Genomic DNA, 23,425 nt, shown 5'->3' on the forward strand with positions numbered 1-23,425 from the left:
GCATGCCGTCCACTACGCAGAGTTCCGAAGGGCGGAACCGAACCTCGTGCCCCACGACTCCCCTTCGCCTTACTCGCGGGAGGCCATGGGGTTTGCTCAGATGCAGCAGCCCATGATCCGAAAGCCACGGGGGCACCGGCATTCCTAAGACAGCGGCCGCTGTCTGATGGGAGCCCCACGCCCCCGGTGTGACGGCAAGGTGAACCCGGAGCCGCTCGGCAAGGGCCGGTTCCGTGACCGCTGGCACGTAGATCATCCGGCTCAATCGAGTCAGGTCCGAAGCGCGGAGTCGGCCTCGCGAGACTGCTTCGGCAGCGGCCTCCGAGTGGGTGAATGGGCGAACAGCGAGCGGTTCGGGAAGGTGCGAGAGCTTGGTCATACCCCAGTTTCGCGGACCTCAGCTGGGGAGGAGTTCAGTTATCCACAGGCACCCCGCAGACGTGACGGCGCAACCCGAACGCACCCCGCGGACGTGACGGCGCAACCCGAACGCACCCCGCGGACGTGACGGCGCAACGGGGTTAGCGGCCCACGAACCAATCCTGCAGCTTCTTCAGCCGCGCCCGGATCTGCTCCTCGTTGGCCTGGGCGACGGCGGGCCCGCCGCACAGCTCGCGGAGCTTCGTGTGCACGACGCCGTGCGGAGTCCCCGTGCGCGCACTCCAGGCCGATACATTCTTCGCGAGCTCGTTCCGGAGATCCATGAGCCTGCGATGGTCCGGGACGCCGGCGGGCGACGACGTGGGCCCCGTGCCCTTGCGCCGCGACACGTGCTCCTGCTGGCGCTGGCGCAGGAGCATCGCGACCTGCTCCGCGTCGAGCAGCCCGGGGATGCCGAGGAAGTCGAGCTCCTCTTCGGAGCCGACTTCGCCCCCCATGCCGAACTCGCCGCCGTCGAAGAGGACGCGGTCGAACGCGGCCTGCGACTCGAGCGCCTCGTATTTGCCCTTTGCGAGCGTGTCGGAGGCCTTCTCCTCGCGGTTGGCCTCGTCGATGAGCGATTCCTCGAGGTCCATGAGCCCGTCCTCGTCGGAGGACGGACGGTCGAGCGCGTGGTCGCGTTCGACCTCCATCGAGTTCGCGAGCGCCATGAGCTGCGGGACCGAGGGCAAGAAGACCGACGCGGTCTCTCCTCGCTTGCGGGCGCGCACGAAGCGCCCCACGGCCTGGGCGAAGAACAACGGCGTCGACGTCGACGTCGCGTACACGCCCACGGCGAGCCGTGGCACGTCGACCCCCTCGGACACCATGCGCACGGCGACCATCCACCGGGCGTCGCCGTCGGCGAACTCCTCGATCCGGTTCGACGCCTTCGCGTCGTCGGACAGGATGATCGCGGGCGATTCGCCCGTGATCTTCTTGAGCTGCCCGGCGTACGCCCTCGCGTCGTCGTGGTCCGTCGCGATGACGAGGCCGCCGGCGTCGGGCACGGTGCGCCGCACCTCGGTGAGCCGCCGGTCGGCGGCGGCGAGGACGGCGGGAATCCACTCGCCCTGGGGGTTGAGCGCCGTGCGCCACGCCTGCGCGGTGACGTCCTTCGTGACGGCAGCCTCGCCGAGCGACGCCGCCATCTCCTCGCCCGCGCTCGTGCGCCACCGCATCTGCCCCGAATACGCCATGAAGATGACGGGACGGACCACGTGGTCGCGCAGCGCCTGCCCGTAGCCGTACGTGTAGTCGGCCTTCGACCGGCGGATCCCGTCAGGGTCCTCGGCGTAGTCGACGAACGGAATGGGTGACGTGTCGGAGCGGAACGGCGTTCCCGTGAGCGCGAGCCGGCGCACCGCGGGCTCGAACGCCTCGCGGAGGCCGTCGCCCCACGAAAGCGATTCGCCGCCGTGGTGGATCTCGTCGAGGATCACGAGCGTCCGCGCTGCCTCGGTCTTCGCGCGGTGCAGGAGCGGCTTGCTCGCGACCTGCGCATAGGTCACCGCGACGCCACGGAAGTCGCGGCCGTGCTGACCGTCGGAGTTCTTGAAGTTCGGGTCGATCGCGATCCCGACACGCGCCGCAGCGTCGGCCCACTGCCGCTTGAGGTGATCCGTCGGGGCGACGACCGTCACGCGGTTGACGAGCCCCTGCTCGAGGAGCCTCGACGCTATGCGGAGCGCGAAGGTCGTCTTGCCTGCGCCGGGCGTCGCGACGGCGAGGAAGTCGCGCGGGGCGCGGTCGAGGTACCTGTCGAGCGCCTCCTGCTGCCACGCTCGGAGCTTGGGAGCCGTGCCCCACGCGGCACGTTCGGGGTAGGCGGGAGGAAGCGAGGGAGCGGCCGAAGGCCCTGCGGGGTGGGCGGGAGAAGTCTGCGCGTGGTGGCCAGGGTTGTTTTCCTGCCCGCCGAAGAGCGTTTCCGTCACGCGCGTCCCGCTTCGCGAACGACGGGCGACGGCGCGCGCGTCCTCGAGCCGGCCACGGAACCGAGGAGGGCGGAGACGGCGAGCATGCCCACGAGAAGTGCGAACACGCCGGCCCCCGGGACGCTGCCGGGGGTGAGGAGCAGGGAGTAGAGCGTTCCGGCTCCGGCGGTTCCAATCACTCCACCGAGCATATCGGCCAACTGGAGCGAGGCCGAATTCCTCCCGCGCTCGGCCGCGTCGCTCAGGTCGAGGAGCAGCACGGACGTCGTCGTGGTCGCGAGGCCCATGCCCATCCCCGCGACGGCCCAGGCCCCCGCGAGCAGCCACGGAGTCGCCTGCGCCGCGACCACGGCCGCGACGCCTGCCATGCACGCGGCGAGAAGGGCCGGGCCAACCACGAGATACGTGGGCCGCGCGAGCCACCCCTTGGTCTGCACGACCGAACCCGCGGTCCACCCGATCGCCCCGCCTGTCAGCGCAAGCCCCGCGATCGAGGGCTCGAGCCCGTAGCGGTCCACGAGCATGAGGGGGATGAACGCCTCGGCGCCGAAGAAGGCAAGCGTGAGGAGCCCGCGCACCACGATGACCGCGGGCAGGCCGCGGGCCACACGCACCACGCCGCGCGGGAGCAGCCGGGGGATCGTGACGACCACGGCCACGAGACCCGCGAGGCCGAGGAGTCCCAGCGCGAACGGGTTCACGGCCTCCCTCGTCTGCGGATCGGCCAAGGACTGCGTGGCCCACTGCGCCGCCGCGACGCCGGCGGCAAGCGCAAGTCCGAGGAGGGCGCGCCGTCGTCCTTCGCCGGCGCCCATGGCGTGCTCCTGAGGCGCGCCGAGGCTCCGCACGCGGGGCCATGTGAGCAGCACGGCGACGACGACGATCGGCGCGACGCCGAAGAACGCCCACCGCCAACTCGCGTGCTCGGCGAGCAGCCCGGACACGTACGGCCCGACGAGCGACGGCACCACCCAGGCCGCCGAGAACCAGCCGAACAGGACGGGCTGAAGCGCGGCCGGGAGCGCCTGGCCGATGATGACGTAGACGGGCACAATCATGAATCCGGCTCCGGCCCCCGAGACCATCCGGCCGAGCGTGAACGCGCCGAAGTCCCAGGCCCCGCCGCACAGGAGCAGGCCCGCAGTCATGAGGCCGAGGCCCGTCAGAAGCGACGGCCGCGCCCCGGCGACGTCGCACCACGAGCCCGCCGCGGCGGTCGCCGCCATCGAAGCCGTGAGGTAGAGCGAGAACGCCAGACCATACGCTCGGGCTCCGCCGAGCTCGCTCGCGACCACCGGCATCGCTGTCGTGACGGCCATCGCCTCGAACGCGCTGCAGGTGACGATCGCGAGCAGACCGACGACGAGCCCCCGGTAGGCCCGGGACATGAGCCCCTGGGCCTCGCGGACCGCCACTTAGGCGTCGTTGCCCGGGCGCAGCCCCTCGTAGATCTCTTTGCAGGTGGGGCAGACCGGGAACTTCTTGGGGTCGCGACCCGGCGTCCAGACCTTGCCGCACAGGGCGATCACGGGCTCGCCTGTGAGGGCGGACTCCATGATCTTCTCCTTGCGCACGTAGTGCGAGAAGCGTTCGCGATCGCCCGGTTCGAGCTCCTCGCGGACCTCCTCGCGCTCGATCGTCGTGGTCGAGCCGGAGGTCGAGGGGTCCCGCGGATCGTTCCCGTACGGATCGAAGGGGTCAGCTGTGCTCATGCGTCCATGCTAGCAACGGGCCCCGACACTGATGATGGTCTTGCCCCGGGGGTCATGGCTCAGGCACCGACTGTCGGCCTGCTGGTCTGACCATCATTTGGACCGTCTGGCCCTCGGGGTTCCGCTCGCCGGCCGGGCGGACATGACCTCATAAGAGCCTGGCGAAGCCTCATCAGTGTCCTGTCTGCTCGCCCGACCGGCGTCGACCCATCCGATCGACACGGAAGGCATTTCCATCATGACAGTGACAGCACTGGATCCCGGCACAGTCATCGGCGGGATCGACACCCACGCCGACACCATCCACGTCGCGGCGATCGACCCATGGGGCAGGGAGCTCGGCGACAGGGAGTTCCCCACAACCCCGAAGGGGTACCGGCAGGCGCTGGCTTTCCTCGCCGGCCACGGCGACGTGGCCGGCATCGGGATCGAAGGCACCAGCTCCTACGGACTGGGCATCGCCAGAGCCGCCGTCGAGACCGGCCTGGAGGTGTTCGAGGTCGTGCGTCCCGAACGCGCCGTGCGGCGCCGCGAGGGCAAGTCCGACCCGCTCGACGCCTATCAGGCCGCCCGTGCGGTCCTGTCGGGACGGGCGAGCGGGGCGGCGAAGTCGGCCGAGGTCACCGCGCTGCGTGCCCTGCACAACGCCCGCAGGTCGGCGGTCAAGGCCCGCCAGGCGGCCCAGGTCCAGATCCGCCAACAGCTGGTCACCTCGCCGCCGGAAGTCCGGGAGAGGTACCGCAGCCTCACCCCGGGCCGTCTGATCCAGGCACTGGCCGGGTGCAGGCCCGGTGTCCACGCCGATCCAGAAGAACGGCTCGTGCTCACGGCGCTGAAGTCCATCGCGCAGCGCCACCGGAACCTGACCGAGGAGATCAACAGGCTCGACGCCGAGCTCACCGCGATGATCGAACAGGCCGCGCCCCACCTGCTGCACCTGCACGGCGTCGGGAGCACCACCGCAGCCCAGCTGCTCATCACCGTCGGCGGCAATCCAGACCGGCTGCGCAGCGAGGCATCGTTCGCTGCCCTGTGCGGCACCGCACCGGTCCCGGCGTCCTCGGGCAAGACCACCCGCCATAGGCTCTCCCGCGGCGGCGACCGGCGCGCGAACAACGCCCTTCACACGATCGCGCTGGCCCGCATGCGCAACCATCCCCCCACCAAGGCCTTCGTTCACCGCCAACGCGAGCGCGGGCGTTCGACCCCCGAGGTACTGCGCCTCCTCAAGCGCGCCATCGCCCGCGAGATGTTCAAACAGCTCACCAGACCACATCACGACCTCGGCGTGCACGACCTCCGCCCAGCCCGGCTGGCCAAGAACCTCACCCTCCAAGCGGCCGCCACCGCCCTCGGACTCGCACCGATGACCATCAGCCGCACGGAACGAGGCATATCGGTCACCCCAGAAGTCGTCGCCCGCTACCGCGAATGGCTCAACACCGCTTGACCACACATAGGAGCTTCAGTGGCGGCCGGGCGGCACCGTCGCGAGGCGTCCGACGGCGCGCGCGTCCTTGAGGATCACGACCCCCCGGCGTCAGCCCACCTTGGTCAGCGCCGCATACACCTCAGGGCCCCGCCGGTCGAGCCAGCTCCCGCCGAGCCACGTGCCGAGCGTGGCCAGGGCGCCGCCCAGGACGAGGCCGACCACGAGCGCCGCCCAGCCGAACGCGCCTCCGCCCGCTCCCGCGGCGAGCACCACGAGCACGATCTCCGGCAGGACGAGCACGCCGAGCCCCACGAGGCCGCCGAGCTGGACGAAGATCGTTTGTGCCGTGTTGCCCGGCGGCCGCTTGAACGGGCTCTCGCCGGGGAGCGGCACGGCCACGACGAAGCGCGACGACACGACCGATGCGAGCCCAACGCCGCTCAGGAGCACCCCGAACACGAGCCCGAGATACGCGGGAAGGAGCTGCCAGCGGCCCGAGACCGCGAACGGCACGAGCGTGATGAGGATCGCGACCGGGACGGCGAACGTCAGGAGCGCGAGCGCCCTCCCGCGCCGGTCGTCGCTGCCCCGGACTCCGGCGGAGAGATGGAGCGCGAACGCCGTCGAGTCGTACGAGATGTCGCTCGCAAGCGACCACGCGAGCAGGAACGCCGCGAGCGGCCCCGAGAGGAGGAACACCTCGGAGTTGTGGCGCTGGACCGAGGAGAAGTAGAGGATCACGGGCAGGAGCGGCACGATGATGAGCGCGGCGGCGTAGCGCGGGTCCCGGATCCAGTACGTGAGCGAGCGCGCCGCAATGGCGCCCCACGGGGTGGCGGGCATCCAGCCGAACGCGCCGATCCCGCGGCGCGCCGCAGCCTTGCCCCCGCTCGAGGACCGGCTCGCCGGGGTCACGAGGGCCCGCGCGAGCGCTCGTGACCAGCCCCACGCCGCGAGAGCGAGCGTCGCCGCGGCGATCGCAAGCTTCGCGAGGCCGCCCAGCACGTCACCCTCGGCGACGGAGGCGGGGGCCGAGAACGCCGCGCCGAGCGGCGTCCACGCAAGCACGCTCGCGAGGGAGCGCAGCGCGGCGGCGTTCATCTCGATCCCCCGCGCGGTCAGGGCGATGATGGGCCCGAGCAGCACGAGAGGGATCATGAGCAGGATGCGGCTCGCCTCGCGGAACCGGCGGTTGGAGGCGAGGTCCGTCACCGCGCTCGCGACGAGCCGGCTCGCGACGACGCACAGCGCGAGGGCGAGCAGCGCGCCGAGGACCGCGGCGGCGAAGGCCCCGACTCCGCGTGACCACGTCACGGTCGTCGCAGCCAGGGCGATCATGGTGCAGACCCCGGGAACCCCGATGAGCCCCGCGACGGCCTGCCCCGCGAGCAGGCGCGGCAGCGGGATGGGGAACGGCGCAAAGCGTCCCGGATCGAGCGTGAGGTCGACCCCGGAGATGAGGATCGGGGTGAGCGCCCACCCGACGATGAGGGCGGACCCGCCCAAGACCACAACCGTCTCGGCGATGTCCGAACCGACGAGTCGCAGGGCGATGAGCCCAGTCACCGCGAGAACGAGGATGCCGAGCCCATACAGCGACGCAACGATGAGGCCCACGAGCTGCCCCACGCTCCGGCGCAGCCCGTTGCGCAGGAGCACGAGCTTGAGCGTTATCAGGTGTGCAACCACGAGAGTCCCTCCGTGGGGCCGTGACCACCGACGAGTTCCACGAAGCGGTCCTCGAGGGTCGAGCCGGCGCGCACCTCGTCGACCGTGCCCGCCGCGAGGATGCGCCCCTGGGCGACGACGGCGACGTGGTCGCACATGCGCTGGACGAGGTCCATGACGTGGCTCGAGACGATGACGGTGCCGCCCGAGCGCACGTAGTCCGTGAGGATGTTGCGGATGTTCGCCGCGGAGATGGGGTCCACCGACTCGAAGGGCTCGTCGAGGACGAGCAGACGCGGCGCGTGGACAAGGGACGCCGCGAGCGCGATCTTCTTGGTCATGCCGGCCGAATAGTCGACGACGAGCGTCCGCGCGTCGCCCGCGAGATCGAACGCCTGGAGCAGATCCGCGGTCCGCTGGGCGACCGTGCGGCGGTCGAGGCCGTGCAGGAGCCCCGCGTACGTGATGAGCTGCTCGCCGCTGAGCCGGTCGAAGAGCCGGACCCCATCGGGCAGGACCCCCATGAGCCGCTTGGCCGCGAGCGGATCGCGCCACACGTCGACGCCCAGCACGATCGCGGTGCCCGCATCAGGACGGAGGAGCCCCGTGGCCATGGACAGTGTGGTCGTCTTGCCCGCACCGTTCGGGCCGACGAGTCCGTAGAACGAGCCGGCTGGCACATCAAGGCTGATGCCGGCCACGGCTGGCTTCCCGCCGAACGACTTGACGAGCCCCCGAAGCGAGAGGGCAGGTCCGAGAGGGGCCACGTCGCGGCTGGGCGCCGAGAATGAGGGCACAGTCATGACCTCACGCTAGCAATTGCTGAGGGCCGCGCGAATCAGCCGAACGGACGACGCCCCCCGGATGATCTCCGGCCCAACCCAGGCCTGGCGAGAATTAGGGCTGGCCGCGGAGGACGAATTAGAACAGCGCTCGGGCGAGCTGCTGGCGTGCCGCGCTCACGCGCGGATCGGCCGGGCCCACGACCTCGAAGAGCTCGAGCAGGCGCAGGCGCGCTGCCTCGCGCTCGGGCCCGAAGTTCCGGCTGATATACCCCACGAGCCGAGCGAACGCGTCCTCGACGTGGCCGCCGGCCGCGTCCAGGTCCGCAACGACGAGTTGCGGCTCGAGTTCGTCCGGGGTCTGGGCCGCCAGCTCGCGGGCGTTATCCGCCTCGGCCTGATCCAGGCCCTGGGTCCGAACCACGAGGTGCACCTGAGCGAGGGCGGCTTTGGCATCGTGATCGGCCGGGTTCTCGGCGAGCGCCTTCGTGAGCGCCGCGTCGGCGGCACCGAGGTCGCCGCGCTCGAGCGCGTCGAAGGCCTCCTGGTGGAGCGGCGGAAGGGGCGGCTCGGAAGCGGGGGCCGAGGGGGCGCCGTCGGCCGTTCCGGTGACGCCGTTGGCCTCGGCGACCCGCAGCAGCTCGTCGAAGAGCTGGCGCGTCTGCGCGGTCGCGGCAGCGCCCTGGAAAAGCGGGATCGGCTGGCCCTTGAGGAACGCGATGACCGTGGGCACGGCCTGGATCGCGAGCGCTTGAGCGAGCTGCGGGAACGCCTCGATGTCCGCGGTCGCGTACGCGAGGCGGCCGCCGTACGCAGCGACCTCGGGTCCGAGGTCATCGCGGACGCGCTGCGACTCGGGCGAGTACTGCGCCCAGAGCGCGACGACGACCGGAACCTGGGCGGAGAGCTGGACGAGCTCGGGGAAGCTCGCCTCGTCCACCTCGATGGCTCCGGCGGCGCCCGGCGCAGCGCCCGAGGCCGCCGCGGGCGCCTCGGCGCCAGCTGGGGCGGAGGCGTGCTGGGGCGGGGCGGCGGTGGCGCGCGCCTTGAGCGCCGAGAGGTCGACGGCGCCCCGCAGGCTCGCGGGGGGCAGAGGGCTGGGCTGGCGGGAACCGGGAACGCTCATGGCTCCACCATAGTGCGAGGGACGGAACCGCTCACAGCGGTTCCGCCCCTCGCGAAGTCCTCAGCGCGCCACGCGCGAGTACCCCTGTGGTCCGAGCGTCAGCTCACACTCGCGCCGACCAGGTTGCGCGTGCCCGCGACGAGCCACAGGGATTCCTTGCTGCCGGCCGGCGGGATGTAGAGCACCACGGACTCGAGGAATTTGAGCGTCATCGAAGTCTTGGCCTCCTTCCCGCCCGCAAGGGCCGCCGCGTCGTCGTTCACGGTGAGCTTGTCGCCCGTGGCCTTCGGCGTTCCGGTGATCGCGAACTCGAGCGGCGCGACGACGACGGCCCCGCCGTCGGCCGTGCGGTAGGCCGCCGCGTCGTTGCCGGTCGTGTTGTGGGCGAACTTCATGTCGCCGTTGGGGGTTGACTTGATGACGTCCTGCTCGTAGCCGACCGTGTCCTTGATGTACGCGTTGTCGGGGATCTTGTCCTTCCACCCGTCCCCGCCCGAGAGCCGGTCGCTGAGGCCGTGCAGCGCGTCGATGGGCGAGAACGCGAGGCCGGTCTTGAAGTCGAGCGGGATCTGCTGCGCGCCGGCCTTGAGGGCGTTCGGGAACGTTGAGCCCGGCAGGAGCGGGGCGGCCTCGACGAGCCGGTAGTTGGCGCGCGCGTTGTCCTGGCGGAGCGTCAGGATCTGGGGCGTCGAGTTGCCCTCGCCCTGCGTCACGGCCATGACGGTGCGCGGCCACGTGCGCTGGGTCGGCACGACGCTCGTGAGGAGCCGCGTTCCGCGGATCGGGCTGAGGGCGGCCATCGTCGCGACGGACGCGCGAATCTTGTAGTTCTGCGTCCGCGCCTGCAGCGCCGATTCCGCGACGCGCGGCTCGAGCTGCTTCGGGTCCTTGGCCTGATCCGCCGCCGCGACGGCCGTGCCGACCTGGTCGAGGATCCGCTGGAGCTGTTCGTCGATGAGCACCTTGTCCTGGGGCGCCGGCGCGGCGGCGGAGTCCGAGGGACTCGCCGACGGGCTCGGGGGCGTCGTGGCGTGGGCCGCGGTGCCCCCCGCGATGAGCGAAAGGACGACGGCGGCCGCGGCCGCGGCGGTTCGGCCCACCGTGCGGCGCTCGGCAGTGTGGGGCGCGCCCGGCTGATCGGGGGCGTGGCCCGCCTGGGCCTCCGCGGCGTTGGCCCCCTCAGCGGGATGCCCCTCGGCGGGGTTGCCCTCGACGGGGCGGCCCGCTCCGGGGCCGCGGCGCCGAAGCACGAGAAGCACGATGCCGCCCGCGAGCAGGATCGCGCCGCCCACGACGAGCGGAACGGCCCACGGGGTCGTCTCGTTGCTCGGCCACGTGATGGTGATGTCGGTCGGCGCCGGCTTGGTGCCGTCGGTCGCGAGCACGATCTGCCAGTCGCCGTCACCCGGGAGATCCCAGTGGTAGTCGAGCGAGCCGGAGGCGCTCTGGGTCGTCGCGAACGTATCGGCTCCGGCCGGGGACGGCGCGGTGGGGTCGCCGTCGGTGGACGTCGCGGTGAGCATCTTGCCGTCGGACGACGCGCCGTCGATCGTCGTGTGGGCGGTCTTGCCGACCCACGCTGAGACGTCGTCGGGGCGGCCCACGGCAAGGACGAAATTGCCGTCGCCCTTGATGCTGACGTCGGCCTCGCCGCCGCGCAGATCGCGCAGCTTGGTGTCGAGGACCGTCAGCGGGGCCGCCTTCGTATCGGCCGGCAAGGTCGCGGTCACGGTCTTAGGCGGAGCCCAGAAGGTCAGCTGGCCGATACCGGCCACGAGAGCTATCAGGCCCAGCAGCACAAGCGCGGCTGCGGTCTTGACTCGCACAGGAAAACACCTCAGATCGGGGGACGGAACCTACTAATGGTAACCAAATCGTGACCTGATCCCCCATTCGGGGTCTCGGGAACCGCTCTCCCACAGCCCTGCCCGGACCCCGCCGAAGCCCGGAACGGCGCGGCTGATAGGGTGACGAAAGGTCTCATGGGAAGGCAGGACTGTGGCTGACGAAATCCGCCCGACGCCCGAGGAATCGCCCGCCCAGCCCGGCGGGCACGGCGACGAGGGGACGCACGCAAACCGTGCCCAGTGGGAGCACATGCGCTCCATCGCGAGCCGCCTGCGCCGCCCCCTTCCGGGTGCCCAGCCGCGCGTTCGCTTCCTCATGCCGCCCGTCGACGAAGCGGGCGAGGCGGACGAGGACGAGGGCCTCGGAACGCCGGGGCCGCGCATGTCCTCCAAGCACCCCATCTACATCGGCTTCATGGGGACGGTGGGTGTCGGGATCGCGCTCGGCCTCTACTCGATCGCGCAGCACACGACCCAGCTGCTCGTCTGGATTCTCGCGGCACTCTTCATCGCGCTGGGCCTTGACCCCGTGGTCCGGTGGCTCGAGGGCCGCAGGCTCCCCCGCGGGCTCGGGATCGCGATCACGCTCGTGGCGCTCTTGGGCGTTTTCGCGGCGTTCTTCGGAACCCTCATCCCGACGATCGTCGACCAGGTCACCCAGCTCGTGAACGCGTTCCCGGGCTGGATCACCGACTTCCTGCATTCCGACTTCTACAAGAGCGTCGACGAGCAGTTCGGCATCAAACAGCGCGTCACCGAGGAGCTGCAGAAGTTCGGCCAGGACTCGCAGGCCATCACCAACATCTTCGGCGGCGTGCTCGGAGTCGGCTCGACGATCGCCAACACCGCATTCGGCGTGCTCGTCGTCCTCGTGCTGAGCCTCTACTTCCTTTCGGCGCTCCCCGCCATGAAGGCGTGGGGCTACCGGCTTGCGCCGCGGACCCGGCGAGCGCGAGTCGAGGCGCTTTCCGAGGAGATCACGCGCGGCGTGGGCAACTACGTGATCGGCCAGGTATGCGTTGCGGTGCTCAACGCGACGTTTGCGTTCATCGTCATGTCAATCCTGCACGTCCCGTTCGCGGCGCTGCTCGCGTTCGTGGTCGGCTTCCTCGCGTTCATCCCGCTCGTGGGCGGCGTGGTCGCGGGCACGACGATCGTCCTCGTCGCGCTCACGCAGGGCTGGCAGACGGCGCTCATCATGGCCATCGCCTACTTCGCGTACCTCCAGTTCGAGGCCTATTTCGTCTCGCCACGCATCATGCAGAAGGCCGTCGCGGTCCCCGGACCGGTCGCCGTCATCTCGGTCATCGCCGGCGGGACACTCCTCGGCGTGCTCGGGGCGCTCATCGCGATCCCGACGGCAGCAGCCGTCATGCTGCTCATCCGCGAGGTCTTCATCTCGCGCCAAGACCAGCACTGACGCGGACGACGGCGGGGCCCACCCGCCGTCGTCCGCGCCAGCCCGCCGTCGTCCGCGGCAGCATTCTCGAAGGCCGGATCAGCCCGCCGCGATCGCGAGCGGGCCCTCCCACGCGGTCGGAAGCACCGCCGGATGGCCACCCGGGGCGACGACGCTCACGATCTCGCCCAGGACGCGCTGAACGAACTTCTCGCCGACCCAGAGGTGCTTCGCACCGTCGACCCGCACGACCTTGGCGTGGGGGACGGCCGCGAAGCGCTCGGCTGCCTCCGCCGGGCGCAGGTAGTCGTCGAACTCGGGAACGAGGACGGTGAGCTGCTTGCCGCTCGCGGCCCACGCCGCGAGGTCTTCAGCGCCCGCGCGGTGCAGCGGCGGCGAGAGCAGGATCCCGCCCTCGATCTCCGGCTCGACGGGCGGGAGCGCGCCATACTTGAGCGCGAGTTCGGTGCCGAAGGACCAGCCCACGAGCCAGCGGTTGGGCAGTCCGCGCTCCGTGGCGAAGCGGACCGCCGCCTCGACGTCCGCGCGCTCGCCCACCCCTTCCTCGAAGCTGCCCTCGCTCGTGCCCCGCGGGCTCGACGTGCCGCGCGTGTTGAAACGCAGGACGGCGATATCGGCGAGCGCGGGAAGGCGGAACGAGGCCTTGCGGAACACGTGCGAGTCCATGAAGCCGCCGTGGGTCGGCAGCGGGTGGAGCGTCACGAGCGTGGCCACGGGGTCCCGGTCTAGCGGGAGTGCGAGCTCGCCCACCAGGGTGAGGCCATCCGCGGTGCGCAGCTCGAAGTTCTCCCGCAGGGCCGGGAGCACCGTGTTGGCGCGGATCTCCGCCGGGCCTTCGGACGGGCTGAACTCGTAGGACGCGGGGTCGAAAGGCATGAGCCCCAGCGTAGTCGGCGTTCCCGGGCCTGCATGCGGCTTCAGCGGTACTTGAACGTGCGCGTGCGCCAGCAGTGCGTGTGCCAGTGCCGGCGCTCGGCGATGCCCGCCTCCTCGCCGAAAAGGTGATCGTCGGCCCACACCACGAGGTGGGCCACGCCCGGCGGGATCGTGCGCGAGCAGCCCGGGCACGTGTAGTCCTTCGCGGCGCTGCGGGTGGTCACCTGGCGAACCCGCCAATCGCCGTCGGGCGCGGACTCGAGCCGCGCGAAGCCCGCGAGCACGCGCTCGAGGTCGAAGTCCTCGCCGTCCTCCGGACGGGCGTCACGGGCCTGGCCGGGCGGTCCGGACGTCGGGTGCCCGGGGCGTCGGGGACGGCGGGGTCGGTTGGCGCGGGGCATGGGACTATTCTGACGCGTCGCTCCCAGTGCAAGCGCCGGGCTGTAGAGTTCTCGGGTGCGACTCGTCATTGCCCGCTGCTCCGTGGACTATGAAGGCCGGCTCAAGGCCCATCTCCCGCTCGCGACGCGCCTCCTGCTCGTCAAGGCGGACGGCTCCGTGCTCGTGCATTCCGACGGTGGCTCGTACAAGCCGCTGAACTGGATGAGCCCGCCGGCCACGCTCCGGGTCACGTCGGCCGATTCGGAGGGCGTGGCGTTCGACGAGGGCATCGTCGAGCAGTGGACCGTCCAGTCCGCGAAGACGGACGACCGCCTCATCGTGAACATCTACGAACACCTGCACGATTCGAGCCACGAGCTCGGGGTCGACCCCGGGCTCATCAAGGACGGCGTCGAGGCGGACCTCCAGCGCCTGCTCGCGGAGCAGATCGAGACGCTGGGGACGGGCTACACGCTCATCCGGCGCGAGTACGCGACCGCGATCGGTCCCGTCGACATCCTGGCCCGCGACGCGAGCGGCGCGACGGTCGCCGTCGAGCTCAAGCGGCGCGGCGACATCGACGGTGTCGAGCAGCTCACGCGCTACCTCGAGCTGCTCAACCGCGACCCGCTTCTGGCGCCCGTCCGGGGGATCTTCGCGGCCCAGCAGATCAAGCCTCAGGCCCGCGTCCTCGCGACCGACCGCGGGATCGACTGCGTCACGCTCGACTACGACGCCCTGCGCGGCGTCGACGACAGCGCCTCGCGCCTCTTCTGACGGCGCGCTCCACGCGCTCCCCTATGATCGACGTATGACCTCGCCGGACCTGCCTCTGGACCGCCTCATCGCGCGCGGGCGCATCGTGAGCGACGGGGAAACGGTCGACGGCGGCGTCGTCGCCTTCGAGGGCGACCGGATCGCCTACGCGGGCCCTGCCGCGGACTTCGATGTGGAAGCCTTCGGCGGCACGGAGCTGACCCTCCCCGCCGACGCGCTCCTATTCCCCGGCCTCGTCGACCTGCACTGCCACGGGGCCGTGGGAGGGGACTTCCCCGGGGCCGACGAGGCGGCGGCCCGCCGGGCCATCGACTTCCTGCACCGATCTGGTACCACGACCCTGCTCGCGAGCCTCGTGACGGCGGCCCCCGAGGACCTCCTGCGCGGCATCCGGCTGTTCGCTCGCCTCGACGCCGAGGGGCTCGTGGGCGGCATCCACCTCGAGGGACCGTTCCTCGCCGCGGCGCGCTGCGGGGCGCAGAACCCCGCGTTCCTGCTCGACCCGGACCTCGGTCTCGCCGAGGAGCTCATCGAGGCCGCCGAGGGCAAGCTCGCGACCATGACGTACGCCCCCGAGCTCCCCGGCGCGGCCGAGCTCGTGGACCTGCTCACGGCCCACGGCGTGACGCCCTCGCTCGGACACACGGACTGCGACGACGCGACCGCGAGCGCTTCGCTCGACCAGGCGCTCGAGGAGCTCACGTCCGCGGGCTTCGACGGCGAGGAGACCGTCCCGACCGTCACGCACCTGTTCAACGGGATGCCGCCGCTCCACCACCGCTCCCCCGGCCCCGTGGCGGCCTGCCTCCGCGCCGCCGCGGCGGGGCGCGCCGTCGTCGAACTCGTCGCGGATGGCGTGCACCTCGACCCGGCGACGGTGCGCACGGTGTTTTCGCTCGTGGGGGACGCAAACATCGCGCTCGTCACCGACTCGATGGCCGCCGCGGGACTCAGCGACGGCCAGTACATGCTCGGGCCGTCGCCGGTGACGGTGCGCGACGGCGTCGCGAGGCTTGACACGACGGGCTCCATCGCGGGCGGCACGGCGACGCTGCTCGACGTGGTCCGCAGCACCGCCGAGGCGGGCGTCCCGCTCGAATCCGCCGTGCGCGCGGCCACCGCGGTCCCCGCCGCGGTGCTGGGCCGCTCCGACGAATTCGGGAGCCTGCGCCGCGGGCTCCGTGCAGATCTCGTGGCCACGGATGCGCGTCTCGGGCTCGCGGCGGTCGTCCGCGCCGGCACGCTCCTCGAGCTCCCCCAGGGCCGCTGAGCCGCCCCCTGACGCGCGGGTTCGGCGCATTCAAGAATTGTTTGCCGGGAATTCGGAGGCGCTTCTTGTATGCCATTGACCGTACTTGCCGGGCATGATTGGCTATATCCAGTCTTGATGTAGTTAGCAGTATCTGTGAGCTAGCAGCCAGCTCAGCCAGCAGAGCACGCTCGCAAGACCGTTGCGAGCGCGAAGCTCCTGATATCCAGTGCGTGTCAGGTTCTTCCCGCGGAGTAACTGGGTCACCCGCACAAGCGGTGGGCCATCTATCGGCAATCCACAGGAGAACACAGGAACATGGCACAGGGAACCGTCAAGTGGTTCAACGCTGAGAAGGGCTTCGGCTTTATCACTCCGGACGACGCTGACGGCGACGTCTTCGTCCACTATTCCGAGATCAAGTCGAACGGCTTCCGCACGCTCGAGGAGAACCAGCGGGTCGAGTTCGAGATCGGTCAGGGCGCCAAGGGGCCGCAGGCCATGGGCGTCACCGCCATCTGAGCTGAGTCATACCCCAGCAGGGCCCCGGCATCGCCGGGGCCCTGCTTTTTTAGGCGCTCCCATTATTTAGTGACTGCCGAAGTCACATTCGCGAAGTCACATTCGCGCCTGGGTCACCTCACAAGGCTTCTCAGGAGCCGCATGCGATGCCGCATCGTGAGGCCCGGCAGATAGGCCTCGGCAAGGGCTCGCCCGATTGCCGGCAGCTGCAGCGTGTCCTGGTAGTACATGTAGAGCGCGCGGTATTCGGGCTGAAAATGGGACTTGAATCGGGCCAAGGAGCGGAAGCCGTAGATCGGCTCGAGCGCTTGCCCCGCGGCCTCGAGGATGCTGCCGAGCAGCTCGTCCTGGCCCTCGACGGCGGCCCGCTCGCCCGCGGGGTCCGCGGCGAGCGGAGAGCCGGAGAGCGAAATCGTGTCCACGGTCTTGCGCAGCTCGCTCACCGCCGACGCCACGAGGAATTCCATGACGCCTGGGAACCCGTCAGGGCTCCGGCGCATGAAGTCGAGCGTCCAGCTGACCACGTTCCCTTCGTGGTACACCGGGAGCCAGCTGGTGACCCCGTGGAGCCGCCCGTCGCCGTCGACTGCAAGGCACAGGAGCACCTCCGGGTCGGCGAGCTCGTCGAGCCCGCCGAGCGTGAAGCCCATGTCCGGGAGCGTCTTGCGGGCCGACCACTCTTCGGACAGGACGTGGAGCTGGGAGCGGCGGTGGGGGCTCAGGGCCACGTAGCGCGCCCACTCGGCACGCACGCCCGTCTTGCGGGCCCGGTTCACGGCCGTGCGGACGTTCTGCCAGTCCTTGCCCTTGAACTCGAGTTCACGGATCCGCAGCCTCGTCTCCTGCGCGACCTCGACGCGGCGGAAGCCCCGCTCGCGCAGTACCGGCCACTGTTCGTCCGTGACGCTGTAGAAGCACGGCACGAGCGCGTGCCGCGAACAGTAGGCTACGAAGCCCTCGACGGCGGACTGCCACTTCTCGGGCGGTCCGATCGGCCCCGCGACGGAGAGTGCCACGCTGCCGTGCTGCTGGAACGCGACACCCGCGGTCGCCTGCTGGTCGAACCAGAAGCGGTTCGGGGGCCACAGGGTCATCCATGCGAGGCTGCTGCCGCCTCGATGGACCAGGCGGCGGGCGATCTGGAGGCTGTCGTCCCGCGCGCCGAGGGTCTGTTGGCCGCGGAGGACGGCGACGGCGACCCCGATCAACGCGGCGAGCCAGAGGATGAGGCCGCTGTACGTGAAGAGCCACAGCTCCACGGGATCGCGGTTCCGGAACAGCGGGAGGTAGCTGATGGGCAGGGGCGAGGGGAGATACTGCCGGACGAGCTCCTCGACGAGGCTCCAGACGCCCGCGGGACGTGCGAGACCACCATCCTTGACCCACAGGATCACGTACGCGCCCACGAGCCCGCCGGTGAGGAGACCGCCAGCGGCCTGGAGGCGCCGCCGCATGCCTCGGGCTGTCTCGACCGGAAACAGGTCTCGATGCATCCAGAGGACGACCATGAGAGCCGCGGCGGTGAGCGCAACCGGCAGCAGGTGCACGACCCCCGAGCTGAGCATGCCGTACCGCCCGCGGCCCGGGTGCACCGGGATGCGGAAGAACAGGACGGAATAGCTCGCGGAGAGGGCGACGAGCGCGAGCAGCACGCCGACGGCGAGGCGCAGCGCGACCGAGCGGCCGCGGCGCAGGCCCTCGGCGCACACGAGGATGATGAGGACCGGGAGCAGGGCCGTGAGATAGCCGGTCGCGGAGATCACGGTGGGCTGCCCGGCCTGGAGGCACTGGGCGTCGAGCGAGCTCCCGCAGTCCTGCTGGAGCTGCGCGAGCGCCGGGAGCGGGTTCAGGACCATGCCGCGGACGAGCGCGAGCGGCCCGTTCGGGCTGCGCGTGAACGCCGTGAGGACGGGGCCGAGGGCGACGATCGCGACGAGGAGCGCGAGAAGATTCCGCCGCTCGCGGATGCTCGGGAGGCGGAACATGCGTTCGTGGGCCGGACCCTTCGACCACCACCCCGCGGCGAGGCCCAGTAGCGCCCCGATGAGACCGAGCACCGTCTCCGAGTGCCCCACGTAGAGCACGAGCATGCCGGCGACCGCCAGAACCACAGCCCTGAGCCGGCGGCGGATGAGCGCGCCGAGGGAGCCGCTCGCGGCGAGGCCGCACACGAGGGCCGCCGGGTAGGGCCCGAGGATCGGGACGTCGACCATCGAGCCGAGCCAGTCGTCTCCGGCCCAGCGGGCGATCTGGGCGACCGCGAAGAACGCGATGATGCTCGCGAGCTGGCCGCCGAAGAACAGGGCGATGGTACGCCACGCGCCGAAGGCGCGCTCGGAGAACGGTACGAGCCCAGCGACCACGACCGTCCCCGCGACGTAGGCGAGGGGATTCGACGCGAAGAACACGGACGTGAGCGCGGCCCACCACTGCCCGCCGCGCAGCGACGCGAGGTCCCCGCCGACGATGTCGTAGAGCACGGGGTCCGGGCCCGAGAGAATGCTTCCCGTCGCGATGCCGACGCCCCACAGCGCTGCCACGATGCTCAGCGTGACCGGGTACCGCCTGAGCGCCGAAAGCCACTTGCGCGCGCTCTCGCCGACGGCGGCTCGGATGGTCAGGGCCACGTTGCGTGGGCCGGCTTCCGCCGGCCGCGCCGTTGCAGGTGCGGCGTTTGCCTCGCTCGCCTGGGCTTCGCTCGGGGCCTGGACCTGGTCGACGCGGCTGTCCGCGCGCGGCGTCATGCGAGCCCCCAGCGCACGGCGAGGAGCGCCATTCCGGCCTGCCACGTCTTCGCGATCATCTCCCACGAGTGCCCCTCGCCGTCCGCGAGGGCGCGGTGGACGTCGACGCCCGAGTCGCGTGCCTGGCCGGCGACCACGTCGGCCTGCCGTTGGAAGTCCCGGTCCCGGGAGCCCGCAGCGAGGAAGAGCATGAGCCCGTCGTGGCGCCGCTCTGCGAACTGACGCGAAGGAGTCTGTTCCTCGAAAGCCGCGGTGTCGCCGTCGAACGCAAGATCGATGGTCTTGGTGCGGTCCTTCGCGAGCGCTGGCTCCTGCTCGGCGGCGAAGCCGAGGGCACTCGTGACGATCTCGGGATGCTTCGCGAGGAGCTGGACCGAGCACGTTGCGCCGAAGGAGAAGCCACCCGCGGCCCACAGGCGCGGATCCGTCGCGGCGCTCAGGTGCGACTTGATCCACGGCACCACGTCCTGCACGAGATACGTCTCGGCGTGCGCGATCTTGGTGTCCATGCACATCGTGTTCGCCGAGGGGCTGCCGTTAGGATCGACGACGACGGCGATGGGCGCCACTCCCCCGTGCTCCGCGGCAAAACGATCCAATTTGAGCCGGAGCCGGCCGCCCGAGAGCCAGTCGGACGGGTTCCCGGGCTGACCGGGAATGAGGAGGAGCACGGGAAGCTGCGGTCGCGTCGGGGCGAAGTAGGCTGGCGGAAGGTAGACGTACGCGGGCCGCGTCGTGAACCCGGACACCGGCGTGGGGATCTGGACCGAGCGAAGCTCACCGTTGGGCGGCAGCCCGCCCTGCGAGGACCAGTCCGCGAGCGGAACAGACGGGGCGGAGGAGCGCTCGAGTTGGCCCTCGAGCGGGTGGATCCGGCTGAGCGAGACGCCCGCCAGATCGCCGAACGTGAGGTTGAGGCCGAAGTACGCGTTGACGAGTTGGGCCGCAAGCAGCGACATCGCCGCCGCGGACGCGACCGCCCCGACGCGGCGGCCCCAGGCGCGCCGGGCCAACCCGAGCCGGACCACCGCGGTCACCGCGAGGACGACGCCGAAGACCCCGACACCGGACGCGACGAGCACCTCGATCGGAAGATCTTCGGGGAAGACGTTGAAGATGTCGACGAGCAGCCAGTGCACAACGCCCGTCGCGACAACGGTCACGACGATCGCGCCGCCCAGGATGATGAGTGCCCTACCGCATTTGCGCAGTCGCGGCGCGGCGGCGAGGGCCACGAGGAGCACGGCGCCCGCGATCGCGAGCACCCAGCAGGCGACGGCCAGAGGGCCGTCGACAATCCTCAGTTCGTAGAAGGCGTCCATGTGCGGGTCAGCGCCACGTCCCAACGCCGATCACGGGCCCGGCCTCGAGCCACGATGCAAGGCCCGCATACGCGCGGAAGTCCATCGCGAACCGCACCTCGGTGCCCTGGTGCGTGAGCTCCACGATCACGACGTCGGCCTGCACCTTGGGCCGTTCGGCCTCCGTGGGCTTTCGGCGGCCGCGCAGCATGAGCGCACTCCGCGTGAAGCGGCGCTTCGGGAGAGGGCTGAGGGAGAGCAGGTCGAACCACTCGAGTTCGGCGTCCTGATAGCGGCAAACCCCCATCCGCCACGCCCCGGAGGACAGGCTGATGGAGGCATCCACCGTGCCGAGGGTGCGCCGCAGAACGAAGCGACGCACCCCCAGAACACAGAGCATTGCTGCAAGGAGCAGAAAGACCACTGCCAGGACGATGAACGGAAGAGCGGAATCGTCCATTGAGTAAGGCTAACGAGTCCCCGCGACCGACTCGCTGATCTGTGCGTTGTCCGCGACGATCACGACGCGGTTGCTGTCGACGGAGAAGAACCCTCCGTCGGCCTCGACGACGATCCGCGAACCCGAAACAGGCTCGATCTCGATGTTGCCAGCGTGCAGGATGGCCAGGACCGGAGTGTGCCCGGGCAGGATCCCAATCTCGCCGTCGGCCGTGCGGGCCTTGACCATCTTCGCCCCGCCGGACCACACGAAGTGGTCCGCCGCGACGATCTCGACTTCGAGCTCAGCCATGCTACTTCGTCGATTCCTGGATCTTGGCCCAGTTGCGCTCGACGTCGTCGAGGCCACCGACGTTGAAGAACGCCTGCTCGGCGATGTGGTCGAGCTCGCCGTCGCAGATGGCCGTGAAGCCCTCGATCGTGTCCTTGATGGAGACGGTCGAACCCTCGACGCCCGTGAACTGCTTCGCGGTGTAGGTGTTCTGCGACAGGAACTGCTGGATGCGGCGGGCGCGGGCCACGACGATCTTGTCCTCTTCGGAAAGCTCGTCGACGCCGAGGATCGCGATGATGTCCTGCAGCTCCTTGTTCTTCTGGAGGATCTGCTTGACGCGGACGGCCGTGTCGTAGTGGGCCTTGCCGATGTACTGCGGGTCGAGGATGCGCGACGTGGACGTCAGCGGGTCGACGGCCGGGTAGAGGCCACGCGAGGCGATCTCGCGGGAGAGCTCGGTCGTCGCGTCGAGGTGCGCGAACGTCGTGGCAGGGGCCGGGTCGGTGTAGTCATCGGCAGGGACGTAGATGGCCTGCATCGACGTGATCGAGTGGCCACGCGTCGAGGTGATGCGCTCCTGGAGCACACCCATCTCGTCAGCGAGGTTCGGCTGGTAACCCACGGCGGAGGGCATGCGGCCCAGAAGCGTGGAGACCTCGGAACCCGCCTGCGTGAAGCGGAAGATGTTGTCGATGAAGAGCAGCACGTCCTGGTTCTGCACATCGCGGAAGTACTCCGCCATGGTCAGCGCCGAGAGGGCCACGCGGAGGCGAGTTCCAGGCGGCTCATCCATCTGGCCGAACACGAGGGCGGTGTCCTTGAGAACGCCGGCCTCGTCCATCTCGACCCAGAGGTCGTTGCCCTCACGGGTGCGCTCGCCCACGCCGGCGAACACCGAGGTACCGCCGAAGTTGCGGGCAACGCGGGTGATCATCTCCTGGATGAGCACGGTCTTGCCGACGCCTGCGCCGCCGAACAGGCCGATCTTGCCACCCTTGATGTACGGGGTCAGGAGGTCGATGACCTTGATGCCGGTCTCGAGCATCTCGGTCGAGCCCTCGAGCTGCGCGAAGGACGGTGCCTTGCGGTGGATCGGCCAGTGGTCCGATGCCTGGATCTCCGACTCGTCGACGTCGAGCGGCTTGCCCAGCACGTTGAAGATGTGGCCCTTGACGCCGTCGCCCACGGGGACGGAGATCGGGGAGCCGGTATCCTGGACCTTCGTGCCGCGGACCAGACCGTCGGTGGCCTGGAGCGAGATGGCGCGGACAAGGCTGTCGCCGAGGTGCTGAGCCGTCTCGAACGTGATGGTGCGGGTCTGGCCGTTCAGCGTGATCTGAGTGGTCAGGGCGTTGTACATCTCGGGGATCGAGTCGGCGGGGAACTCGACGTCGACCACCGGACCGATCACGCGGGCGATCCGGCCCGTCGCGCCGGCGGTGGCAACCGCTTCGGGGGCAGTGGCAGTCATGTCTCTCACTTCTCCAGTCATGGCGTGTAGTCAGTCTATTGAGTGGGCCGAGGCTCCGGGGACCTCAGGCGTTCAGCGCGTCGGCGCCGGCGATGATCTCAGTGAGCTCCTGCGTGATCTCCGCCTGGCGGGCGGTGTTGCGCAGTCGCGTGTACTTCTTGATCAGTTCGGTGGCGTTGTCGCCCGCGTTCTTCATGGCGCGCTGGCGCGAAGCAAGCTCGCTCGCGGCCGCGTGCAGCATCGCCGCGAAGATCCGCGACTCGATGTAACGCGGCAGGAGCGCGTCAAGCACCTGCTCGGGCTCCGGCTCGAACTCGTAGAGCGGCAGGAGCTCCTGCGCCTCGGCGGCCTTCTCCTCGACCACCTCGAGCGGGAGGAGGCGGATCACGGTCGGCTGCTGCACGACCATCGACTTGAACGACGTGTAGACCACGTGGATCTCGTCGACGCCGCCGTCCTCGAACGGCGTCTCGAACGCCTCGAGCAGCACCTTGCGGATCTCCTGGGCGGTCGCGAACTCGGGGTTGTCCGTCTGGCCCGTCCAGACCCGCACGTAGTCGCGGTTGCGGAAGTCGTAGTACGCCTGGCCCTTGCGGCCCACGAGGTACGTCGCGACGTCCTTGCCCTGGCCGCGCAGGAGCTCCGTGAGCGACTCCGCCTGCTTGAGGATGCTCGCCGAGTAGGCGCCGGCCTGCCCGCGGTCGGCGGTCAGGACGAGCACCGCGGCGCGACGCACGTGCTCACGCTCGGTCGTCAGCGGGTGATCCAGATCGCGGGCCGACGAGACGGCCGAGACCGCGCGCGTGATGGCACGCGCGTAGGGCAGGGAGGCGGCTAGGCGAGCGCGCGCCTTGCCGATGCGGGAGGTGGCAATCAGCTCCATCGCCTTGAACATCTTGCGCATCGACGACGTCGACGCGATCTTCTGGCGGTAGACCCGGATCTGGGCACCCATTCTTGTCCTTTCCTCTCCATCGCTGCCCCGCGGGGCCGCGGCCCGGAGCGGTGCTCCGTTCCTGCGGCCCCGGCG

The 23,425-nt window shown here is 70.3% G+C and carries 20 protein-coding genes; 5 read left to right on the forward strand and 15 right to left on the reverse strand.

The window, feature by feature from the left end:
* Positions 1–521 precede the first annotated feature (521 nt).
* Genes ACOKR1_RS13710 through ACOKR1_RS13720 form a run of 3 tightly spaced genes read right to left on the reverse strand, consistent with a single transcriptional unit; the run spans position 522 to position 4,066 of the window.
* Positions 522–2,354 (reverse strand): DEAD/DEAH box helicase, encoded by a 1,833-nt coding sequence (locus ACOKR1_RS13710; protein WP_422933566.1) that lies wholly within the window; start codon positions 2,352–2,354, stop codon positions 522–524.
* Complete coding sequence (locus ACOKR1_RS13715) at positions 2,351–3,769, reverse strand: MFS transporter (RefSeq protein WP_422933567.1); 1,419 nt, start codon at positions 3,767–3,769, stop codon at positions 2,351–2,353. The genes ACOKR1_RS13710 and ACOKR1_RS13715 overlap by 4 nt, the downstream gene beginning before the upstream one ends.
* A complete protein-coding gene (locus ACOKR1_RS13720) occupies positions 3,770–4,066 on the reverse strand; it encodes a DUF3039 domain-containing protein (RefSeq protein WP_415856505.1) in 297 nt (98 codons plus the stop codon). It lies immediately after the preceding gene.
* A 238-nt stretch (positions 4,067–4,304) separates the two neighbouring features.
* On the opposite strand from ACOKR1_RS13720, the gene ACOKR1_RS13725 reads away from it, so the two are divergent.
* Entirely contained in the window at positions 4,305–5,516 is a 1,212-nt protein-coding gene (locus ACOKR1_RS13725) for an IS110 family transposase (RefSeq protein ID WP_422933568.1), read from the forward strand.
* Between the two features lie 90 nt (positions 5,517–5,606).
* On the opposite strand, the gene ACOKR1_RS13730 is transcribed toward ACOKR1_RS13725, so the two are convergent.
* From ACOKR1_RS13730 to ACOKR1_RS13745, 4 genes are all read right to left on the reverse strand, one after another.
* Entirely contained in the window at positions 5,607–7,187 is a 1,581-nt protein-coding gene (locus tag ACOKR1_RS13730; protein WP_422933569.1) for a transporter, read from the reverse strand.
* A complete protein-coding gene (locus tag ACOKR1_RS13735; RefSeq protein WP_422933570.1) occupies positions 7,172–7,969 on the reverse strand; it encodes an ABC transporter ATP-binding protein in 798 nt (265 codons plus the stop codon). Before ACOKR1_RS13735 ends, ACOKR1_RS13730 begins: the two co-directional genes overlap by 16 nt.
* Positions 7,970–8,087: 118 nt before the next feature.
* On the reverse strand, positions 8,088–9,074 hold the full coding sequence (locus ACOKR1_RS13740; protein WP_422933571.1) for a co-chaperone YbbN: 987 nt from the start codon (positions 9,072–9,074) through the stop codon (positions 8,088–8,090).
* A 98-nt stretch (positions 9,075–9,172) separates the two neighbouring features.
* Positions 9,173–10,900, reverse strand: coding sequence for a hypothetical protein (locus tag ACOKR1_RS13745; protein WP_422933572.1), 1,728 nt, complete (start codon positions 10,898–10,900; stop codon positions 9,173–9,175).
* A 172-nt stretch (positions 10,901–11,072) separates the two neighbouring features.
* On the opposite strand from ACOKR1_RS13745, the gene ACOKR1_RS13750 reads away from it, so the two are divergent.
* A complete protein-coding gene (locus ACOKR1_RS13750; RefSeq protein WP_422933573.1) occupies positions 11,073–12,341 on the forward strand; it encodes an AI-2E family transporter in 1,269 nt (422 codons plus the stop codon).
* Positions 12,342–12,419: 78 nt separating this feature from the next.
* Here the strand turns inward: ACOKR1_RS13750 and ACOKR1_RS13755 are convergent, their stop codons facing one another.
* Together ACOKR1_RS13755 and ACOKR1_RS13760 are read right to left on the reverse strand one after the other, a co-directional pair.
* Positions 12,420–13,217: an alpha/beta hydrolase gene (locus ACOKR1_RS13755; protein ID WP_422933574.1), complete on the reverse strand. Its 798-nt coding sequence runs from the start codon at positions 13,215–13,217 to the stop codon at positions 12,420–12,422.
* Between the two features lie 41 nt (positions 13,218–13,258).
* The gene (locus tag ACOKR1_RS13760) at positions 13,259–13,618 is read right to left on the reverse strand and encodes an ATP/GTP-binding protein (protein WP_422933575.1); all 360 of its coding nucleotides are present in this window, start codon (positions 13,616–13,618) and stop codon (positions 13,259–13,261) included.
* A 55-nt stretch (positions 13,619–13,673) separates the two neighbouring features.
* Between ACOKR1_RS13760 and nucS the strand changes: the two genes are divergently transcribed.
* The 3 genes from nucS to ACOKR1_RS13775 all read left to right on the forward strand — a co-directional run bounded on the left by nucS (position 13,674) and on the right by ACOKR1_RS13775 (position 16,146).
* Entirely contained in the window at positions 13,674–14,375 is a 702-nt protein-coding gene (gene nucS / locus ACOKR1_RS13765) for an endonuclease NucS (RefSeq protein WP_422933576.1), read from the forward strand.
* A gap of 34 nt (positions 14,376–14,409) precedes the next feature.
* On the forward strand, positions 14,410–15,645 hold the full coding sequence (locus ACOKR1_RS13770) for an N-acetylglucosamine-6-phosphate deacetylase (RefSeq protein ID WP_422933577.1): 1,236 nt from the start codon (positions 14,410–14,412) through the stop codon (positions 15,643–15,645).
* Between the two features lie 297 nt (positions 15,646–15,942).
* The gene (locus ACOKR1_RS13775; protein ID WP_415854419.1) at positions 15,943–16,146 is read left to right on the forward strand and encodes a cold-shock protein; all 204 of its coding nucleotides are present in this window, start codon (positions 15,943–15,945) and stop codon (positions 16,144–16,146) included.
* A gap of 113 nt (positions 16,147–16,259) precedes the next feature.
* Here ACOKR1_RS13775 and ACOKR1_RS13780 read toward each other — a convergent pair whose 3' ends face one another.
* The 6 genes from ACOKR1_RS13780 to ACOKR1_RS13805 all read right to left on the reverse strand — a co-directional run bounded on the left by ACOKR1_RS13780 (position 16,260) and on the right by ACOKR1_RS13805 (position 23,350).
* The gene (locus ACOKR1_RS13780; RefSeq protein WP_422933578.1) at positions 16,260–18,890 is read right to left on the reverse strand and encodes a phosphatidylglycerol lysyltransferase domain-containing protein; all 2,631 of its coding nucleotides are present in this window, start codon (positions 18,888–18,890) and stop codon (positions 16,260–16,262) included.
* Positions 18,887–20,212 carry an alpha/beta hydrolase gene (locus tag ACOKR1_RS13785; protein ID WP_422933579.1) on the reverse strand — a complete coding sequence of 442 codons (1,326 nt, stop codon included), beginning with the start codon at positions 20,210–20,212 and terminating at the stop codon, positions 18,887–18,889. The genes ACOKR1_RS13780 and ACOKR1_RS13785 overlap by 4 nt, the downstream gene beginning before the upstream one ends.
* A gap of 7 nt (positions 20,213–20,219) precedes the next feature.
* Positions 20,220–20,651 carry a DUF2550 domain-containing protein gene (locus ACOKR1_RS13790; protein WP_422933580.1) on the reverse strand — a complete coding sequence of 144 codons (432 nt, stop codon included), beginning with the start codon at positions 20,649–20,651 and terminating at the stop codon, positions 20,220–20,222.
* Positions 20,652–20,660: 9 nt separating this feature from the next.
* Positions 20,661–20,942: a F0F1 ATP synthase subunit epsilon gene (locus ACOKR1_RS13795; RefSeq protein WP_136609717.1), complete on the reverse strand. Its 282-nt coding sequence runs from the start codon at positions 20,940–20,942 to the stop codon at positions 20,661–20,663.
* Between the two features lies 1 nt (position 20,943).
* Positions 20,944–22,395, reverse strand: coding sequence for a F0F1 ATP synthase subunit beta (atpD, locus tag ACOKR1_RS13800; protein ID WP_422933581.1), 1,452 nt, complete (start codon positions 22,393–22,395; stop codon positions 20,944–20,946).
* A 64-nt stretch (positions 22,396–22,459) separates the two neighbouring features.
* A complete protein-coding gene (locus ACOKR1_RS13805) occupies positions 22,460–23,350 on the reverse strand; it encodes a F0F1 ATP synthase subunit gamma (protein WP_415854424.1) in 891 nt (296 codons plus the stop codon).
* Between the last annotated feature and the right edge of the window lie 75 nt (positions 23,351–23,425).

Origin of the sequence: Sinomonas sp. P47F7, from assembly GCF_049332655.1 — a bacterium.
Classification (GTDB): domain Bacteria; phylum Actinomycetota; class Actinomycetes; order Actinomycetales; family Micrococcaceae; genus Sinomonas.

Coding starts and splice junctions, on each gene's coding strand:
- ACOKR1_RS13720 (WP_415856505.1), bottom strand. CDS start 4,066: ATGAGCACAGCTGACCCCTTCGATCCGTACGGGAACGATCCGCGGGAC.
- ACOKR1_RS13725 (WP_422933568.1), top strand. CDS start 4,305: ATGACAGTGACAGCACTGGATCCCGGCACAGTCATCGGCGGGATCGAC.
- ACOKR1_RS13735 (WP_422933570.1), bottom strand. CDS start 7,969: ATGACTGTGCCCTCATTCTCGGCGCCCAGCCGCGACGTGGCCCCTCTC.
- ACOKR1_RS13740 (WP_422933571.1), bottom strand. CDS start 9,074: ATGAGCGTTCCCGGTTCCCGCCAGCCCAGCCCTCTGCCCCCCGCGAGC.
- ACOKR1_RS13755 (WP_422933574.1), bottom strand. CDS start 13,217: ATGCCTTTCGACCCCGCGTCCTACGAGTTCAGCCCGTCCGAAGGCCCG.
- ACOKR1_RS13760 (WP_422933575.1), bottom strand. CDS start 13,618: ATGCCCCGCGCCAACCGACCCCGCCGTCCCCGACGCCCCGGGCACCCG.
- ACOKR1_RS13770 (WP_422933577.1), top strand. CDS start 14,410: ATGACCTCGCCGGACCTGCCTCTGGACCGCCTCATCGCGCGCGGGCGC.
- ACOKR1_RS13775 (WP_415854419.1), top strand. CDS start 15,943: ATGGCACAGGGAACCGTCAAGTGGTTCAACGCTGAGAAGGGCTTCGGC.
- ACOKR1_RS13780 (WP_422933578.1), bottom strand. CDS start 18,890: ATGACGCCGCGCGCGGACAGCCGCGTCGACCAGGTCCAGGCCCCGAGC.
- ACOKR1_RS13785 (WP_422933579.1), bottom strand. CDS start 20,212: ATGGACGCCTTCTACGAACTGAGGATTGTCGACGGCCCTCTGGCCGTC.
- ACOKR1_RS13790 (WP_422933580.1), bottom strand. CDS start 20,651: ATGGACGATTCCGCTCTTCCGTTCATCGTCCTGGCAGTGGTCTTTCTG.
- ACOKR1_RS13795 (WP_136609717.1), bottom strand. CDS start 20,942: ATGGCTGAGCTCGAAGTCGAGATCGTCGCGGCGGACCACTTCGTGTGG.
- atpD (WP_422933581.1), bottom strand. CDS start 22,395: ATGACTGCCACTGCCCCCGAAGCGGTTGCCACCGCCGGCGCGACGGGC.
- ACOKR1_RS13805 (WP_415854424.1), bottom strand. CDS start 23,350: ATGGGTGCCCAGATCCGGGTCTACCGCCAGAAGATCGCGTCGACGTCG.